The organism is Aminobacter sp. Y103A (assembly GCF_030294925.1).
Lineage (GTDB): Bacteria > Pseudomonadota > Alphaproteobacteria > Rhizobiales > Rhizobiaceae > Aminobacter > Aminobacter ciceronei.
The window spans coordinates 227,531-243,620 of sequence record NZ_AP017988.1; the positions used below are offsets into that span (position 1 = coordinate 227,531).

The following is a 16,090-nucleotide window of genomic DNA, read 5'->3' on the forward strand; positions in this document are numbered from 1 at the left end:
ATGGCAGGCAAGCCTTCACCTGTGCGCCGGTCAGGATCTTCGAGCCCGCAGTTGAGCTGGGAGAGGGGGGGCCAGCTGAGCCTCCGCGAACGGTTCAGTTCGCGCGGTCGGGCCTAGTCGCCTGCCGACGGGCTCCGGCGCCTACCGAGCCAGGGGATTGCCTGTTCAAGCTTGTAGTCGATGACATGGCGGTCGGCGGAAATTCTCTCGCGTTGGGACTTGGCTTGACGAGATGAGCCATGAGGAAAAGGCCGCCGGCGAGATAGACTATCGCGCCGATCATAAGCATGACGACGCCGCCGATCTGCTGATCCTGGCCGGCATCCAGCACGATGCCGAAGCAGGTGACCTCGCCGCCGCCATAGAGCGGTCGGGGACTGAGCCCCAAAAGTGCGCCGAGCAGGGTCATGTGGATGGAAGTGAGCAGGAGGGCTGATGTGCCCACCGCCACGTGGCGTGGCTCCGTTGGTGCTGCGAAACTTGTCAACCACAGCAGCAAGCCAACGGCGAGAAAGATGAGTTGTTCCGTTGCAGTAACGAGGAGCGAGGTTTCCGCTGCGGCGCGCAGAACAGGGGCGTGCCATCCCCAGACGGCGACGAGCTCCAGGAGCGAGGCGACGATCGGCAAGGCGAGAGGCATCGAATGTCTTGGGCGCCAGTTTTGAGGCAAGCCCAGTGCGATCAAAGGCGCGGCAATGGCGATCACACCCATATGAGCTACCATGTGCGCGGCGAAGGAGCCGCGCCAGGGTCCGAGTAAGGGCCCTAGCCAGATCAGCGCTAGCATTGCCACGCCGCTTGTGAGCGCCAGCCCTCTCATCGCAGACACTCCGTCAGGAACACGGCCGGAAGCGCGGTAAAGATTACGGCCACGAAGCTCAGGCCGGACAGCAGCAGGGTTGCGTAACCTTGGAAGAGAAGACGGTCGCGACGGGTGGGGTCGTCGTGCGGCGGATCGCCGGTGCCGAACCCCCATTGGCGCCAGGCGAGCAGCGCCGCGACGACGATCATCGCGAGAGACAACAGGGTGATGCCGGCGATAAGGGTGCGGAGATCGAAAAATTCGTTGCCCAAAAGACGGGGCTTTGCGCAGAAGATCGCCGTCGAGACGTAGCAAGCCAGAAAGTGCAGCGCCCACACGACGGGGGCAGTGAAAAGCGTCCACAGCGACTCGATTTCCGGAGGCAAGAGGTGGCGCATCACAGCGCCTCCGGAAACAGGCCGACGACGGCGAAGGTCACCAGCGCGGTCACCAGCATGAAGTGCCAGTAGAGGGCTATGTTGTGCAATTCCATGTCATGCCGGTGGGTGAGCCGCCCGGCCAGGCTGCGTGCCAGGCAATAGAGCTGCATGATGCCGCCCGCCGCACCGTGTAACGCCGCCCAGATGACGAGTGTCCAGACGATTGCCGGGTAGACGTGGGCGGTAGGGTTCATGCCGGTGGTGAATGGTCCGGCGAGAGCTGCGGCGCAGCCGGCGATGGACGTCAGCGCACCGCAGCCGAGAAGGATCCGCGCCATTGCCAGTTTGCGGCGCCGGTTCACCTCGCGTGCGCCGAGCGCTGCTGCCCAGGAAAGCGCAAACAGCGCCAAGGCCACCATCGGCCAGAACATGCCAGGGCCGGCGATGCCGCCGGTGAAGTCCTCATGAACGGTCCAGAAGAAAAAGTATCCGAAGGTGAGGCTGGCGAAAGCCGTGCCGTCACCGGTCATGGTGATGAACATCGCCCACCAACCCACTGATTTCACCCCGGATGCATAGAGCGGCAGGGAAATGCCGTGCCCGATGTCTTTTTCATCTTTTTCCGGGATGTCCCCCGTTCCGGTCCACAACCACCACAAGAGGGCCGCCATAAAGGCGAGGCCTGAGATCAGGGAGACGATCCACCATTTGAACGTCAGGGCAACGAACACGGTGCCGAGCGCCAAAGCGCTGATGATCGTGACATAGGATGTCCCGCCGACCCGCAGAACCTGTTCGGGCTCGGCGTCTAGGACGGATGTGACCAGCGTTTCGCGTCGGCCTTCTTTGGCGTCGGGCAAATACCAGTCTCCGGCATTTACCTGCTTGGCCAGAGACTCCTGGTCCCAGAGCGGATAGCGGCTCTCGATGCGGGGAATGGAGCGGACGCCCCAATTCTCTTCCGGCTCGCTGATCCATTCCAGCGTGCCGGCGTTCCACGGGTTTACCTCGCCGCGCGGCTTCCCGCGGCGATGCAGGGTAACGTCCATCACCACGGCGAACATGCCGATGCCAAGCACCACGGCGCCCATCGTAGAGATCAGGTTCAGCCAGTCCCAGCCAATATCGGCGGGATAGGTGTAGACGCGACGCGGCATGCCGCGCAAGCCGGTGAGATGCATCGGGAAGAAGGTGATGTTGAAACCGGCGAACATCAGCCAGAACGCAAACCGGCCGACACGATCCGACATGCGTCTCCCGCCGATTAGCGGGTAATAGTAATAGAGCCCGGCGAAAACAGGGAACAGCATCCCCCCTATCAGGACATAGTGGAGATGCGCGACGACAAAATAGGTGTCGTGCGCCTGCCAGTCGAAGGGCACAAGTGCGACCATGACACCGGTAAGCCCACCCATGACGAAGATGGCAATGCCGCCCATGGCAAACAGCATTGGCGTCGAGAAGATGACCCGGCCGGCCAGCATGGTGGCGATGAATACGAATATCTGGACCGCCGTCGGAATCGCCACGGCCTCCGAGGCCGCCGAAAAGAAAGCCAGCGAGATCTGCGGCAAGCCCGTCGCAAACATATGGTGGACCCAAAGGCCGAAGGACAGGAAGCCGGTGCCGACCGCCGCCAGCACGATCCAGGAATAGCCGACGATCGGTCGCCTTGCGAAGGTGGGCACGATCATCGCGAGCAAGGCGATTGCCGGCAGGAAGATGATGTAGACTTCGGGGTGACCGAATATCCAGAACAGGTGTTGCCACAGAAGCGGGTCGCCACCGCGCGCCGGGTCGAAGAACGGCCAGTCGAACATGCGCTGCAGTTCAAACAGCAGATCCCCGGCGATGAGCGGCGGGAAAGCGAACAGGATCATTCCTGCGACGATGAGCAGATACCAGGCAAAGAGCGGCATCAGGTTTACCCGCATTCCCGGTGCCCGGCATTTCATGATGCCGACAATCAGTTCCACCGCCGCGGCAAGCGACGCCACCTCGATGAAGGACAGACCGAGCAGCCAGATGTCGGCGCCGATGCCGGCCTGTTCGCTGGTCGCCAGCGGCGGATACATGAACCAGCCAGAATTGGGCGCCGCACCGAAGAAGATCGACCCACATACGAAGACGCCGCCGATCAGGAAGCTCCAGAAGCCGAAGGCGCCAAGACGAGGAAACGGCAGTTCGCGGGCACCCAGCATGGGCGGCAGCAGGAATATCGCCACAGCTTCGAAGATCGGCACGGCGAACAGAAACATCATCACCGTGCCGTGGAGCGTGTAGACCTGGTTGTAGGTCTCTGCGGACAACAGGTCGTTTTGCGGCACGGCGAGTTGGGCGCGGATGAGCAGGCCGAGCAGGCCCGCAAACAGCATGAATGCGAAGGCCGTGGCACCATACCAGAGGCCGACCTGCGCATTGTTGACCGAGGTCCAGTAGCGCCACCCCTTCGGCTTTGCCCAAACGGCACGCAGTTGCGCTTCCTCGGTGGCTTTGTCGCGTCTGGGTTCCGGCTGCGCGCTCATTGCAGCCCCTTGAGCCAGGTTGCGATCTCGGTCAGTTCAGCGGCGGAGAGATGCGAGTTGGCGGGCATATGAGCGCCCGCTTTGACTGCATTCGCATCGGCAATAAAGCTCGCAAGGGCTTCTGAACCGCTGGCGAGCTGGCCTGCGCCGACGGTCAGGCGGGAACCGACATGGGAGAGGTCCGGCCCTGCTGTCGCCTGCCACGGCGTTCCTGCGATACGATGGCAGGAGCCACAACGTTCGCGTTCGAACAGTGCGCGTCCCATGCCTGGCGCCTCCACGCCGCTCGATGGCCGGCTGCGCGCATTCAGCCAAGCGTCGAACGCTGCGCCTTCCATCACGATCGCCGGAAAGGCCATCAAAGCGTGTGAGGTGCCGCAGAATTCGGCGCATTGGCCACGATAGGTCCCGACTTTGGTAGGCTTCAGGGACAGGCGGTTTTGTCGGCCCGGGATCAGGTCCATCTTGCCACCAAGGGCCGGGATCCAGAAAGAATGGATCATGTCGGTGCTGGTCAGGGCGAATTCGACCCGCTCGCCTACAGGCAACCGTATCTCGTTTGCCGAGACCACACTGACGCCATTTGGGCGCTGGTAGACGACGTGCCACCAGAACTGCCTGCCGGTTACCTCGATACGCAAGGTGGCGTCGTCGCTTCCCGCAATAGGACGCAGCGACGGCATGAGCCAGAGTGCGTATGCCAAAAGGGCTGCCAACACGGTTACCGGTAGCATCGCGCCGCCCCAGAAGATCACCCGTGCCGCCCTGTCTTCCGGCAATGGTTCGCGCTTCCATCGAGACGCGTAGAGAGAAAGCGCGACCACGAAGGTCCAGATCTGCAGGCCGCCCGCGATCATGACCCAGAAAAGGCGCGCGACCTGTCTTGATTCTTCGCCCGCCGGATCAAGTGCCGACTGCACACCGCTGCAGGCTGAAAGAACGGGCGTCAGCGCCGCAATCAGCAGCAGTCCAGCGGATCTTTGCCGAGCCGATCCCGTTTTTGCAGATATTCGGAACGCCCTCTCCGTTTCCATTGTGACGAAACATCGCGATGATGAGAAAGTTCCGAAGCGCTGGGCCAGCGTCATCGGAGGCGCAAAGCGCAACGCAGGGAGAAATGCGAATGACACGGCAGGTATCAGGATATTCAACTGCGCAAGTGGCGTTGCATTGGAGCGTTGTCGTCCTGGTGGCGTTCCAGTATCTGGCGCATGACGGCATGGAAGCCGCCTGGCGTGCATTCCTGCGGAACGAACCAAGTGCACCCGATACCAGCCTGCTGGCCTATATGCATGTGGTGGCCGGCGTGACCATATTGCTGCTTGCTCTCGCCCGCGTTCATTTGCGCCTCACTCGCGGTGCGCCGCCCCCTCCACCCGATGAGCCGCGTTTGCTGCAAATCCTTTCCGAAGCGGTGCACGGTCTGATCTATCTGTCGCTGTTTCTGCTGCCTCTGTCGGGAGGCGTTGCCTGGTTTGCCGGTGTGGAAGCAGCCGCTGCCGCACACAATGTGCTCAAAACCGCACTACTCGGCGCCATCGTGCTGCACATCGCCGGCGCCCTGTTCCAGCATTTTGTTCGCCGTTCCGACGTCATGATGCGGATGTTCAGGCCGCAGCGCTCCTGAGGCTGTGTACGGTGCTTCGATTAAATTGCAACTGGAGCCAGCCCGACGCGTTGAACGCAAAAGGGAGCTCCTGCCATGAAAAAACTGATCCTTGCTCTCCTCGCCGTCCTGGTCATAGGCATAGTTGCCATCGGGGCTGTTTTCCTCTCCTCGCGAGAAGAGGCGAAGGTGGCGATCGAAGACCAATACGGGCCCGATCCAAAGCTGCCCGAACCCGATCCCAGGATACTGCCGACCGTGCATCAGGCCGAGGCAGAGCCGTGGAGACAAGGCGAGATGCCGAAGCCTGCAGAAGGCTATGCAGTCAACCAGTTCGCCGACGGTCTCGATCATCCTCGCTGGCTGCTTGTCCTGCCCAATGGAGACGTGCTGGTCGCCGAAAGCAACAAGCCGCCGCAGGAAGAGACCAGTGTCTCGATCCGTCGCTGGGTGGCTCAGAAGATCATGGGCAGCGCCGGCGCCAACGCGCCGAGCGCAAACCGCATCTCCATTCTGCGCGATGCTGACGGCGACGGTGAGGCGGAGCTGAAACAGCCATTCATCACCGGGTTGTTCTCGCCCTTTGGCATGACCTTGCTCGACGGCAAACTTTATGTGGCGAATGCCGACGGCGTCGTTGCATTTCCCTATCAAGAGGGCGCGACCGAAATCACCGCCCAGCCCGAAAAGATTGCCGACCTGCCGGCTGGCCTGAACCATCACTGGACCAAGGACGTCATTGCTTCGCGAGACGGCACGAAGCTCTATGCAACTGTCGGTTCGAACAGCAATGTCGGCGAGAACGGCATGGACATCGAGGAAGGCCGCGCCGCGGTGCATGAGATTGATCTGGCGACAAAGCAAAGCCGTCTGTTCGCCAGCGGCCTGCGCAATCCCAATGGCCTGTCATGGCAACCTGACAGCGGCGAGCTCTGGGTTGTGGTCAACGAGCGTGATGAGATCGGCAGCGACCTGGTTCCCGATTATATGACATCCGTCAAGGACGGCGCCTTCTATGGCTGGCCCTATAGTTATTACGGTCAGATCGTCGACGACCGTATCGCGCCGCAAATGCCGGACCTGGTCGCAAAGGCGCTCAAGCCGGACTATGCGCTAGGCTCGCATACGGCCTCGCTAGGCCTGACATTCAACACCGGCGATCTGTTCGGACCGGAAATGAAAAACGGTGCATTCGTCGGTCAGCATGGGTCCTGGAATCGCATCCCTCGAAGCGGCTACAAGGTGATCTTCGTTCCATTTAGCGATGGCAAGCCGGCGGGCCCGCCAAAGGATATTCTGACGGGCTTTCTGCGCCCCGACGATACTGCGGCCGGACGCCCGGTCGGCGTAGCGATCGCGCGCGATGGTTCGTTGCTGGTCGCCGATGACGTCGGCAACAGGATATGGCGTGTACGCCCCGGCGAAGACAGTGCGGCGCTCAAATAGGGCATCCACTGTCTGTCGCCTATAGGGTTGGCCATATGGCCCATCTTGGTCTAGGTACCTTCGCCAGATACGGGGACCACGTGCACCATTCGCCTTGGCAACGTACCATCTAAACTGCAAGATTGAGCCGGGGCTGATCAAGCGAATTCATTGCCAACGGGATCGATTTGGCGAGCTCGTGCGTTGTTTCAGACCTATTGCGGCTGCCCCCTCGTTGGGCAGCTAATTGCGAGTCACCTATGTTGGACCCTCCAGGCTCCTCGGCTGAAAATACAACCGTCCTCATCCATTATTACCGCGGCGAGATGGCGAGGATGTCGAGTTGGCGGTCACGGCTGGATCAGACCAGCAATTGGGCAATCACCGTTACCGCGGCTATGCTTTCGGTGTCGCTGTCGACCCCGACCGCCCATCACGGCGTGCTTTTGTTTGCTATGCTGCTGATTGCACTTCTGCTTTTGATCGAGGCACGCCGCTACAGGTTTTTTGATGTCTACAGGGCGCGCGTCAGGCTTCTGGAACGGCATTATTTTGCGCCGCTTTTTTCTGATGCCAGTCAGGCCGATCATCAGGTGGCCGGGCGTCATCAGGCCGAGCTTCATCAGAAATGGCAGCTTGCCTTGGCAGACAGTCTGAGAAAACCCACATTCAAGATCACGCAGTTACAAGCCGCAGCCCGCCGCCTCAGGCGTAACTATGGTTGGATGTTCCTGATCCTTTTGTTCGCATGGCTCCTGAAAATATCTTCGGCCATGCTGCAACCCGCCGGCGCCGTGGTCGATGTGCAGGCCCCTTATCTTGACCTGATTGCGAGCGCTCAGTTGGGGCCCGTGCCTGGTGCGGTGGTGATGGCGGCAGTTGGATGCTTCCACCTTCTGCTGCTGTGGATTGGCTGGCAAGATCCACGTTATGACGAAGCAATCGAGGGCACCGTCCATGTCTGACATCGGTGATATCAGCCAAACATGGTCATGTGCGATCGGTTGCGCCAGAACCGCGGCTTGTCAGCGATTGCGGAGAGACGTTCGATGAACTTCATTTCGGTCATGGCGCCTACCGAGGAGGTTGCCCGGGAGCAGGCGTCCACCAAGACTGGCTATGACCCGGACACCATCGGCCGAATGTCCCACATTTTCGAACAGGGCAATAACAGCCGCCAAAACACTTTCATCTTCGAAACAGACAACGACGTCACCAAACACCCCCTCTATGCCAAAGCCACGCTTGCCCAGGTCTACGACCTGACTGGAACAGCGATGAACGATGGTCCGGTGCTCAGGTTCGGTCCTGAAGTGACTGTTGGCGGATAGCATTAGGCGTTTGGTTTCAGCAGTGGCGTTTGTCCCTGCTGCAATGGGGTGTTTATCGCATGCCGCAATGGCAAATCGAAAAGCCGCGCGACATACTGATTGGCTTCCTGAGCGAAACAGGCGAAGCCATGGCCAGTCGGTGTGGCGTTGGACAGAAGCGGCGGCCTGCCGGTCGCGGCTAACGTTGGCAACACGAAATGGCGCGTGGTTCCAGAACGCCGCCAGCGGAGTCGTCGGTTTGATCAGCACTGGGCGAGTATGGCGGCAATCTCGCCTGCCATGATCCTCTCGCGGCCGATGCGTCCCTCGAAAGAGGCGCCTATGAACGAAAAGCCGCAGCTCTGGTAGAGCGCATCGGCCTGTTTGTTTTGTGTATTAACCGACAACATGAGACGCGAAATTCCAGGCCGGTTGTCGCCCACCCATTGCGCAGCCTTTCGGACTGCCGCCGAACCAAGCCCCTGGCGTTGGAAGTGAGCGCCGATGCGAAAATTGTGAAGCGTCATGACATCGGGCATTGCCCAGACGGGAAGTGCGGGCGCTTCCCTCAGGACGAAAAATCCGATCGTGCTTGCATGGTTGATCACGATGAACGGATGAACGGCAGACGGATGGGGGCTGCTTCGCAGGCGGTCGAACAGCTCCGTTGTGGGCCCGCCTGAAAACTCCTTTTGCCCTTGGTCAAGACCGAGTGCTGACACAAGGTGTTCGTCGGACAAGAGAAGCTCCCGGACCTGAAGGTCCATATGCATGGCTCGATTGTTATGGGCCCAGACCCGGGCTCGTATCATATCGCGGTGGCACGCCAGATCGATTGAGCACCGATCTCTCCAGGCCATAAAAGTGCCTGGTGCCTGCAAGAGCTGCCTCTGTCACTTCGATGAGAACGCCGACAATCTCGCAGTCGTCCTGGTGCAGCGGGTCGCCCAGTAGCTCCACCGTCCAGCCCATAGCGCGTAGCCGGTCTGGCCAGAATGCTTCGCATACGACGCTGATCTTTCGAATTCCAAGCTGTTGGCTGGCCTCGAGCAAGCCGCAAAGCATCTCGCCCGCCAGATGCGCTGGTTTACCAGTGCTGCGGTAGGGCAATGCGATGAAGAATCGTGTCCACTCAAAGATATCGGAGGCGCGAGGCGGACGGCCATTGGCAAGTTCGGGAAAGACATCGCAAAGCAGATGCGGCTTGGTGGTGGGGACGAGTCTGGTCCCCCCTACAACGTCGCCGCGGCCATCGATCGCGATCAGGTAGACTGCATGTTCGTTGTCGAAAGCGTCCATCTCAATTGCGATCGGGCGCGCAAGCGCCCGCCATTTTCGTTCAACCACGTAGATTTCATGGCGCAGTTGAAAATATCTCTTGAGTTGTTCCTGATAGAGTGCCTCGTTCGACCAATCGACAACCAGGATATGAGCCATGGTGACCTCCAATCCTTAGGGTAATCAGTCGCCAGGCTCGTCGCTATAGCCAAATTTGGTAAGGGCGATCACCTGGATTTCTCCAAGGACCAAAGCTCTCACGATTGCCTGCGAGATATTGTTTGCGCCCAGCTTTTCGCGAATGTGGCGCTGATGCGCTTGAACCGTGAATTTTGATACGCTCAGGATTATCGCAATGTCTTCCGCTGCCTTTCCCTCGGCGCACCACTGCAGCACCTCGGCCTCGCGTGGTCCCAGGATTCGCTGGCGTTGGCGGTCAAGGCGGCCTTCAAGCCGACAAATTGCCTGAAATGCATTCAGGCATAAGGCTTCAACCAGTGGCCGGTCAGACGGAGGCACTTCTACCCTGTCTCCCGCGGCTGTCACCACGGCAGGACCATGAAGCGGGATATGGACCGGCACGCAAAGCCCTTCTTTCATTGAGAAGTCACGTGCCTCATCCATCACCAGCTTGGCACGCGCCGACATGAGCTCTGGTTGCAGATCGCCCCACAGGAAAGGGAAGGCGCTGCGCCGGCATTGAGCGACACATGGGTCATGCTCAAAATGTCCCTGCTCGACGTAGCGGCAATACCATTCCTGCCGCCAGCCATCACACAGGATTTGGCGGCGCCAGTCCTGATCCTCGAAAACCGGCAGGCCAGTGATCAAGAGGTCACTGAAGCCATAACGTTCGAGGTGGCGTTGAAGCGTGGTCAGCACTTCGGCGGTCGTCTTGACGCGCAAGAGTTCCCAACTGGCGTGTGCGAGCCTGAGGAGCTGCCGTTCTTCTTCGATATGTATTGTTCGCCTCCATGGTCATTAAAGACTTCTGAAGGAAAGAAAATACTTCGAAGACCGAAAAGCCTCAATTTACTTTAATTCGCACTTTCTCTTAGTCTAACAAGCATGAAATTGTTCAAACCGTGAAAGTCAATAGTTATTATTGGCGAGTTAAACCATAATTCTGGGGTCTTGAGATGAACTACGGGCTCTCCTCGGGAACGGGGGCGACTTCGCTGCCTTCGATGCTGGCGCGATCGAGTGCGGAAGGCTCTGCGATCAATTCCCAATCCTGGACACCGAGCGTCCGCGCCAGCACTTCCAGCGTGTCGAGCGTCGCATTGCGGCGGCCGGTTTCAACGCTGCTCACATAGGCGCGCGAAAAGCCCGACAAGACAGAGAGTCGTTCCTGGGACAACTCCCTTTCCTTGCGAAGCCGACGGACGTTCAGACCAAGTCGAAGGCGGATGTTCATGATGGCGCAGCACCTGCTCTGATCACTATAGGATGGCACACTTTAGGAGTCATTTTGATTGACATCAACCGCCATGCCTGTTTGAACCAATCATGTGGAGTGATTGACGTCCATCCCTGAGAGGAACGATGAAGCAGGCTTTTCGATTGTGGAAGGTTCACTCCCTCTTGTCGCAAGACCAGTGCGGACAAACGCATGGTAAGCTTGGCCGATTTGTTTGGCACCATCTGTTTTTCGCGCGTTCTGGTACAGCCGGACCTTTCATGGAGTTTCACCCATGAGCTTCATCGGCTATAGCTGCATCCGGTGTGGCGCGCATTACCCCAAGGATTTGAAGATCGATTCCAGGGGCTGTCCAATCTGCGCGGCGGTCGCGCCCGCCAATCTGGCGCCGGTCTACGGTGAAAAATCGCATGCAGACAGCGCGGCCCCCGCAGTAGGGTCTGGGCATCAATCACTGTGGAAATACAGCCGGATGCTGCCTTGCTCGGAGGAGCATATCGTCACTTTGGATGAGGGCCAGACACCGCTGATACAATGTTCGCGGATCGGTTCATCGCTCGGCGTGGCTGACCTTTTTGTCAAGGACGAGAGCCGCAATCCGACTTGGTCATACAAGGACAGGTTCTCGACGCTTGCAGTCTCAATCGCGCGCTCGCAGGGCGCCAGGGTTGTTGCGACGGCCTCCTCCGGCAATGCGGGTGCTTCGCTTGCGGCATATGCGGCACGCGCAGGAATGGAATGTGTTGTGGCAACATTTGCGGGCACAGCCAGCCCCATGTTGTCGCAAATCAGAAAGCATGGCGCCACCGTCGTATCTCTGGCCAATAAGGTGGATCGGTGGACATTGCTCGCCGAGGCGCAGCAGCGGTTCGGCTGGTTTGTTACATCGCCTTTCAGCGCGCCTGTGGTCGGAGGGCACCCCCTCGCCATTGAGGGCTACAAGACGATCGCATATGAAATCGTCGAGCAGAGATCGGGCAACGTTCCGGACTGGTGCGTGATGCCCGTGTGCTATGGCGACGCCCTGTCTGGCGTATGGGCGGGTTTCAAGGAGCTGTTTGACGCCGGCAGCATTGACCGTCTCCCCAAAATGGCCGCGGCGGAGGTCCATGGTTCGCTGTCGGCCGCGCTCGGCGAAGGAACCGACTGCATTGCTGAACAGGAGCTCTCGTTTGCTTCCCTTGCCGTGTCGATAGGCACGGCACGCAGCACCTATCAGGCCCTCAGGGTTCTTCGGGAATCGTCGGGTCATGCAATCACGGTAACCAATGACGGGCTGGTCGAGATGCAGTCCAGCCTCGCCAGGACCGAAGGGATATTTGCCGAACTTGCTTCGGTCACGCCGCTCATGGCGATCAAGATCCTTTCTGAGCGGGGTCTGGTATCCGCCAGCGATTCAGTGGTTGCAGTCGTCACTGCTGGTGGCCTGAAGGATCTGGATCGATCGACCGACCCCGAAACACGTTATGAGACTTATGGGACGACCGAGGATGCCTGGCAGTGGCTGTTGAGCCGGCGGTGACTGATAACCCTCGCAAGCGTGCGGGAGATGCTGCCCCTTCAGCGTTCCGTCGGCTGCAGGCGCATCACCTCATCAAGACTGCGTCGTCTCCAGTCAAAGCGTGTCCAGGCGGCCTCTGATCGGGGTTCGATCCTGGAGAGCCGCGTGGGAGCGTTTGATGCCGGGGTCCTCCAGCCGGGCAGGCTGGCAAGCCAGGTGTCACTGTAGAGCGTATCGGCGTGTCGATGCCCTTCGTCGGGCATGATAACAGCCACCCGTGCATCGGGCTTGGTTTTGGCAACCCACTGCCCGACAAGTGCGGCAGCACCACTGGTCGGGCCCATGAAAATGCCGTGCTGCCGGAACAGACGATGCGCGGCGTGGAATGCCGGGAATGCGCCTACCCAGTGAATTTCGTCTATCAGCTCGTGGCGGACATTTGCAGGCAGAACGCTGTTTCCAAGACCCCGAAGCGTTCGTTTTCCAAGCGGTTGTCCAAACAGGATGCTGCGATGTGTGTCGACCGCGACAATCCGGAGATGAGGGAAGACCGATCGCAAAAACGTGCCGGTACCGCAAAGCGAACCGCCAGTTCCTATGCATCCGACCAGGCAGTCTATCTGGCCCATTGCGCGCACAAAAAGATCGGCCAATCGGGCGTAGGCCAGCCAGTTTCCATCACTGTCATACTGCCGTGTCCAAAAGGTTTCCGGCTCGCGGTGCAATATGCTGCCCAGATTATCGAGCCGGCCAGTCTGGTTGCCGTCGCCTCGGGGATCGTCGAGTGCAATGACCTCGGCGCCCAGGCGCTGAAGTCGTGCCTGATACTTGGGATCCATCAGGCTTGAGGCGGTGACGAGCGTCAAACGATAGCCACGCGCAGCTGCAAGGAGTGCCACCGCCATCCCGAATGTGCCTGAGGTGGTCTCGACAATATGCGCATTGCTTTTGATCTCGCCTGATGCTTCAGCCCGATCGAGGATGAAGCGGGCGGGCATCAACTTCATCAGCGGGAAAGCTGCGGCGACGACGTTTTCTGCCAGCCGAGCCATGCGAGGCGTCTCGAGTGCCTCGAAATAGTCTGGATCAAATCTCAACTGCGCCTCCCCCCGAATAGATCGGCTGCACAACCACGTCTTTGAAGCCGGCTGCGGTCGCCGCATGTGCAGTTCTGCGCGATGCATCGGCGATGCCGACCGCCGATGCATCCAGAATGATCCCAATGAGAGATCCGCTATGGGCGACCTGAACCCCGCAGGCGTCAAACTTTTCGGCGATCCCTAGGGCAGTCGCGAATTGCGCCTTTGCGAGATGACGTTGACTGATCTTTGCGCTGAGTGTCGCGGCCTGCCCCAATAGCCGAGGGTCCTGAAACCGTATCGAGCGGGCAGCCAGCCCTCTCAACATAGAAAATGTCTGGATCTCCTCACTGGAGTAGCGAGCCGGCGGCAAGGCAAGCGTATCGACCAACTGACCGTCATTCGCTTTGAAACCTATGACGCGGATCGGCGGCAGTGCGTCGCCAAAATGCTCGATCACTAAGCCTTCTCGCTGGGCAAACAAGACAGCCTGGTCCTCAAAAGCTATCGCGTCACTGGCTTGCTCTGCCTCGACCGCCAGGCAAGAGATGACCGAGGGACGGAGACCCATCTCAAATGCATCGGCAACAGCTCGAATCGTGGCAACGACATCGGCGGTGGAGGAGCCATATCCATGTCCGACAGGAATTGTGCTTTCAACAGTGAGCAGGCCGCCTCGACTATCTTTATTGAGGTGTCTCAGCGTCAGCGATGCTGCTTTTGCAGCCTTCGTCTTCTCCGGTGGCATCACGCTAACCCCTTGGCCGCCGGTGATCCGGAAAACCGCAAGGGAACTCATGTGACTGAGCGGGAGCGTGACCAATCCGCGATGAAGCCGTCCCCTCTCATCCTGGAAGACGCCCTGGATCAGCTCGCCATGATGTGCGCCGGCCCGGCCCGCTCCTGATCGGTCTACCAGGAGGGCTTTGGTCGGCGGCAGTGGTATGTGAGGAGAACTCTCTGGCCTTCTTGTCACGTCTCATCTCCAACCATGGCTCGATGAGAAGCTGGTCGACCGAAGCGGATCTGTCACTCGCCACAATTGGCGATTGACCCGGTTTCCGGGCCGCTGATTATTCTAGCGAGATTTCAAGGTTCCTCACCGGCATTGCCTGCGAGGGCCGCCGTCGTGAGGCTGGTAGGTGTTGTCCTCTGATCGATATGAGCGATATCTGCTGAAGCAGTATTCCACGTGGTCGGTGCCGACGTAACTCTGGTGGTCTGCATAAACCAATTCCAATGGTCCCCCAGACGGTCGATACGTGACTTGGTCGCGATTAAACGAGTCCCCAGGGTCGGTCGGACCGAAATATGGCGAGACGCATTCACGTCGTCCACCCCTGTAGGGAGTGTAGCTGTTGTCATAAGCGCGATAAGAACGATACCGGTCGGAACACCACGCCAAATGGGCTGCAATCGTTTCGGCTTGCAAGGGTGGCTGGCTGTTGGATTCAACTTCGACGGATGTGCTTTCCACCGCAGGCATAACGCCTGGTGAGGCGGACTGAATTTGGGATTGCCTTGGGACTGGTCGGGCTGCAAGACGATCGAACGCTTGTGCTGACTTGTTTACCTTTACCGGATGGTGCGTCCAGACTTCGGTCGATTCAGTGGCCAGAGAGAGTTGCTGTTCGGGCTCGGCGTTGAAGAATGCAGTTGCCGCAATCAGGCCACTCAAGAACATGACCAGCGCTAAACCAAGGCCGTACACGACCATCAGCAGAGGTTTCATATCGCGCTCCTGCGGCATATCTTGGCACAAAATGCGCGACGCCGATGGTGGTTCCCTCGCAAAGACGGGGTTGAGACGGCGGACGAATTTGCAACGTCAGGCTCAAGCTCAGGCTTGAGCCTGCTCGCCGCTTATGTGTGCAGCCGGGCCCTCTGCAGCGAATTGTGCAGCGAGAACGTCAATCGAGATGAACAACAGGCAGTGGTGCTCCGCCTTGGGCTAGGTGCTCAGCATCAATGGCGCGCCAAATCTCCGGTCACGTCAAGCCGCGCAGGGCTAGCTTATCGAACTTGCACCGTTCATGTGGGCCACGTCCGCGGTGCTGGGCTGCCTCTCAAACAATATTGGCTCTCCCGTGCATTGCGCGACATCCAGGACCAAGCTCAAGATATCCTCGAAGGCCACATTCTCCTGTGGGTTCTGCCTCTGAACGAGCTGCGCGATCTCCACGACGTTGATCGGGCTTGCAGTTCTGGCGGCAGCGACGGCCGCCGATATCCTTGCCTTCAGCTCTGGGGATAGCGGGCGCATTTGGGTGTCTCCTCTAAAGCTGGATTATCGCCCCAGAGCAAGCTTTTGGCAAGCAAAAAGTACAAATTATAAAATGAAATCATATAGTTAGCAATATCATGCAAGTTGGTGGAGAAACCAGAATTAGGCTTGGCTGGCAAATGAAATTGCTGCACAGAATTAGACGACAGCGGTATTGACTGGATTTGAGGCAAACTCCATATTTTAGCTACTTACTCATTCAGCGCCTTTATGCCGAAAGATGGGTGTCGCGATGCCTGAGCTTGAGAGAGGCGAACGCCTGCAGATTATGCTCAATGCAGAAGAGCTGGCGGCTGTCGAAGACTTCCGTTTCCAACGAAGAATGCCGAGCCGGGCTTCCGCAGTTCGCGAGCTGCTACGTCGAGGACTTGCCGCAGAAGGCTTCGTGGAGGCGGCTGTTGGAGCGAAGTCGCAAGATTTTGGCGTTATTGATCAAAATGGAAACGCCGACCCCGACAGCGCGTGAAACGTCGCGTCGCG

18 protein-coding genes are annotated in these 16,090 nt (G+C 59.1%); 6 read left to right on the top strand and 12 right to left on the bottom strand.

Going from position 1 to position 16,090, the window contains the following annotated elements; all coding sequences use genetic code 11:
* Positions 1-94 precede the first annotated feature (94 nt).
* The 4 genes from Amn_RS30990 to coxB are packed head-to-tail and all read right to left on the bottom strand — an operon-like array spanning position 95 to position 4,741.
* Positions 95-820 (bottom strand): cytochrome c oxidase assembly protein, encoded by a 726-nt coding sequence (locus Amn_RS30990; RefSeq protein WP_286299235.1) that lies wholly within the window; start codon positions 818-820, stop codon positions 95-97.
* Positions 817-1,200: a hypothetical protein gene (locus Amn_RS30995; protein WP_286299237.1), complete on the bottom strand. Its 384-nt coding sequence runs from the start codon at positions 1,198-1,200 to the stop codon at positions 817-819. The genes Amn_RS30990 and Amn_RS30995 overlap by 4 nt, the downstream gene beginning before the upstream one ends.
* Positions 1,200-3,707 carry a cytochrome c oxidase subunit I gene (ctaD, locus tag Amn_RS31000; RefSeq protein WP_286299239.1) on the bottom strand — a complete coding sequence of 836 codons (2,508 nt, stop codon included), beginning with the start codon at positions 3,705-3,707 and terminating at the stop codon, positions 1,200-1,202. Before ctaD ends, Amn_RS30995 begins: the two co-directional genes overlap by 1 nt.
* Positions 3,704-4,741: a cytochrome c oxidase subunit II gene (gene coxB / locus Amn_RS31005; RefSeq protein WP_286299242.1), complete on the bottom strand. Its 1,038-nt coding sequence runs from the start codon at positions 4,739-4,741 to the stop codon at positions 3,704-3,706. The genes ctaD and coxB overlap by 4 nt, the downstream gene beginning before the upstream one ends.
* 17 nt (positions 4,742-4,758) lie before the next feature.
* Here coxB and Amn_RS31010 point away from each other — a divergent pair, with 17 nt between their 5' ends.
* The 4 genes from Amn_RS31010 to Amn_RS31025 all read left to right on the top strand — a co-directional run bounded on the left by Amn_RS31010 (position 4,759) and on the right by Amn_RS31025 (position 8,069).
* Positions 4,759-5,334, top strand: a complete 576-nt coding sequence (locus Amn_RS31010) for a cytochrome b (protein WP_286299244.1) — start codon at positions 4,759-4,761, stop codon at positions 5,332-5,334.
* A gap of 75 nt (positions 5,335-5,409) precedes the next feature.
* Positions 5,410-6,759 (top strand): PQQ-dependent sugar dehydrogenase, encoded by a 1,350-nt coding sequence (locus Amn_RS31015; RefSeq protein ID WP_286299247.1) that lies wholly within the window; start codon positions 5,410-5,412, stop codon positions 6,757-6,759.
* A gap of 239 nt (positions 6,760-6,998) precedes the next feature.
* Positions 6,999-7,703 carry a DUF2270 domain-containing protein gene (locus tag Amn_RS31020; protein WP_286299250.1) on the top strand — a complete coding sequence of 235 codons (705 nt, stop codon included), beginning with the start codon at positions 6,999-7,001 and terminating at the stop codon, positions 7,701-7,703.
* An 84-nt stretch (positions 7,704-7,787) separates the two neighbouring features.
* Complete coding sequence (locus Amn_RS31025) at positions 7,788-8,069, top strand: hypothetical protein (RefSeq protein ID WP_192321389.1); 282 nt, start codon at positions 7,788-7,790, stop codon at positions 8,067-8,069.
* A 242-nt stretch (positions 8,070-8,311) separates the two neighbouring features.
* Here Amn_RS31025 and Amn_RS31030 read toward each other — a convergent pair whose 3' ends face one another.
* From Amn_RS31030 to Amn_RS31045, 4 genes are all read right to left on the bottom strand, one after another.
* On the bottom strand, positions 8,312-8,788 hold the full coding sequence (locus Amn_RS31030) for a GNAT family N-acetyltransferase (protein WP_286299254.1): 477 nt from the start codon (positions 8,786-8,788) through the stop codon (positions 8,312-8,314).
* Between the two features lie 43 nt (positions 8,789-8,831).
* Complete coding sequence (locus Amn_RS31035) at positions 8,832-9,485, bottom strand: acyl-homoserine-lactone synthase (protein ID WP_286299256.1); 654 nt, start codon at positions 9,483-9,485, stop codon at positions 8,832-8,834.
* A gap of 24 nt (positions 9,486-9,509) precedes the next feature.
* On the bottom strand, positions 9,510-10,232 hold the full coding sequence (locus tag Amn_RS31040) for a helix-turn-helix transcriptional regulator (RefSeq protein ID WP_286299257.1): 723 nt from the start codon (positions 10,230-10,232) through the stop codon (positions 9,510-9,512).
* Between the two features lie 238 nt (positions 10,233-10,470).
* Positions 10,471-10,686 (bottom strand): helix-turn-helix domain-containing protein, encoded by a 216-nt coding sequence (locus tag Amn_RS31045; RefSeq protein ID WP_286299259.1) that lies wholly within the window; start codon positions 10,684-10,686, stop codon positions 10,471-10,473.
* Positions 10,687-11,020: 334 nt separating this feature from the next.
* Here Amn_RS31045 and Amn_RS31050 point away from each other — a divergent pair, with 334 nt between their 5' ends.
* Complete coding sequence (locus Amn_RS31050; RefSeq protein WP_286299261.1) at positions 11,021-12,268, top strand: threonine synthase; 1,248 nt, start codon at positions 11,021-11,023, stop codon at positions 12,266-12,268.
* Positions 12,269-12,306: 38 nt separating this feature from the next.
* Here the strand turns inward: Amn_RS31050 and Amn_RS31055 are convergent, their stop codons facing one another.
* From Amn_RS31055 to Amn_RS31070, 4 genes are all read right to left on the bottom strand, one after another.
* On the bottom strand, positions 12,307-13,344 hold the full coding sequence (locus Amn_RS31055) for a PLP-dependent cysteine synthase family protein (RefSeq protein WP_286299263.1): 1,038 nt from the start codon (positions 13,342-13,344) through the stop codon (positions 12,307-12,309).
* On the bottom strand, positions 13,334-14,074 hold the full coding sequence (locus tag Amn_RS31060) for a GHMP family kinase ATP-binding protein (protein ID WP_286299265.1): 741 nt from the start codon (positions 14,072-14,074) through the stop codon (positions 13,334-13,336). Before Amn_RS31060 ends, Amn_RS31055 begins: the two co-directional genes overlap by 11 nt.
* Positions 14,075-14,425: 351 nt before the next feature.
* Positions 14,426-15,058 carry a BA14K family protein gene (locus Amn_RS31065; RefSeq protein ID WP_286299266.1) on the bottom strand — a complete coding sequence of 211 codons (633 nt, stop codon included), beginning with the start codon at positions 15,056-15,058 and terminating at the stop codon, positions 14,426-14,428.
* Between the two features lie 276 nt (positions 15,059-15,334).
* Positions 15,335-15,589, bottom strand: a complete 255-nt coding sequence (locus Amn_RS31070; RefSeq protein WP_067969479.1) for a hypothetical protein — start codon at positions 15,587-15,589, stop codon at positions 15,335-15,337.
* Between the two features lie 253 nt (positions 15,590-15,842).
* Between Amn_RS31070 and Amn_RS31075 the strand changes: the two genes are divergently transcribed.
* The gene (locus tag Amn_RS31075) at positions 15,843-16,076 is read left to right on the top strand and encodes a hypothetical protein (RefSeq protein ID WP_083948925.1); all 234 of its coding nucleotides are present in this window, start codon (positions 15,843-15,845) and stop codon (positions 16,074-16,076) included.
* The last annotated feature ends 14 nt before the right edge of the window (positions 16,077-16,090 follow it).

Bases quoted from the DNA above. Each gene is read 5' to 3' on its own strand.
- Amn_RS31025 (WP_192321389.1), top strand. From the start codon at position 7,788: ATGAACTTCATTTCGGTCATGGCGCCTACCGAGGAGGTTGCCCGGGAG.
- Amn_RS31035 (WP_286299256.1), bottom strand. From the start codon at position 9,485: ATGGCTCATATCCTGGTTGTCGATTGGTCGAACGAGGCACTCTATCAG.
- Amn_RS31070 (WP_067969479.1), bottom strand. From the start codon at position 15,589: ATGCGCCCGCTATCCCCAGAGCTGAAGGCAAGGATATCGGCGGCCGTC.
- Amn_RS31075 (WP_083948925.1), top strand. From the start codon at position 15,843: ATGCCTGAGCTTGAGAGAGGCGAACGCCTGCAGATTATGCTCAATGCA.
- Amn_RS31060 (WP_286299265.1), bottom strand. From the start codon at position 14,074: ATGCCACCGGAGAAGACGAAGGCTGCAAAAGCAGCATCGCTGACGCTG.
- Amn_RS31065 (WP_286299266.1), bottom strand. From the start codon at position 15,058: ATGAAACCTCTGCTGATGGTCGTGTACGGCCTTGGTTTAGCGCTGGTC.
- Amn_RS30990 (WP_286299235.1), bottom strand. From the start codon at position 820: ATGAGAGGGCTGGCGCTCACAAGCGGCGTGGCAATGCTAGCGCTGATC.
- coxB (WP_286299242.1), bottom strand. From the start codon at position 4,741: ATGGAAACGGAGAGGGCGTTCCGAATATCTGCAAAAACGGGATCGGCT.
- Amn_RS31015 (WP_286299247.1), top strand. From the start codon at position 5,410: ATGAAAAAACTGATCCTTGCTCTCCTCGCCGTCCTGGTCATAGGCATA.
- Amn_RS31010 (WP_286299244.1), top strand. From the start codon at position 4,759: ATGATGAGAAAGTTCCGAAGCGCTGGGCCAGCGTCATCGGAGGCGCAA.
- ctaD (WP_286299239.1), bottom strand. From the start codon at position 3,707: ATGAGCGCGCAGCCGGAACCCAGACGCGACAAAGCCACCGAGGAAGCG.
- Amn_RS31020 (WP_286299250.1), top strand. From the start codon at position 6,999: ATGTTGGACCCTCCAGGCTCCTCGGCTGAAAATACAACCGTCCTCATC.
- Amn_RS31050 (WP_286299261.1), top strand. From the start codon at position 11,021: ATGAGCTTCATCGGCTATAGCTGCATCCGGTGTGGCGCGCATTACCCC.
- Amn_RS30995 (WP_286299237.1), bottom strand. From the start codon at position 1,200: ATGCGCCACCTCTTGCCTCCGGAAATCGAGTCGCTGTGGACGCTTTTC.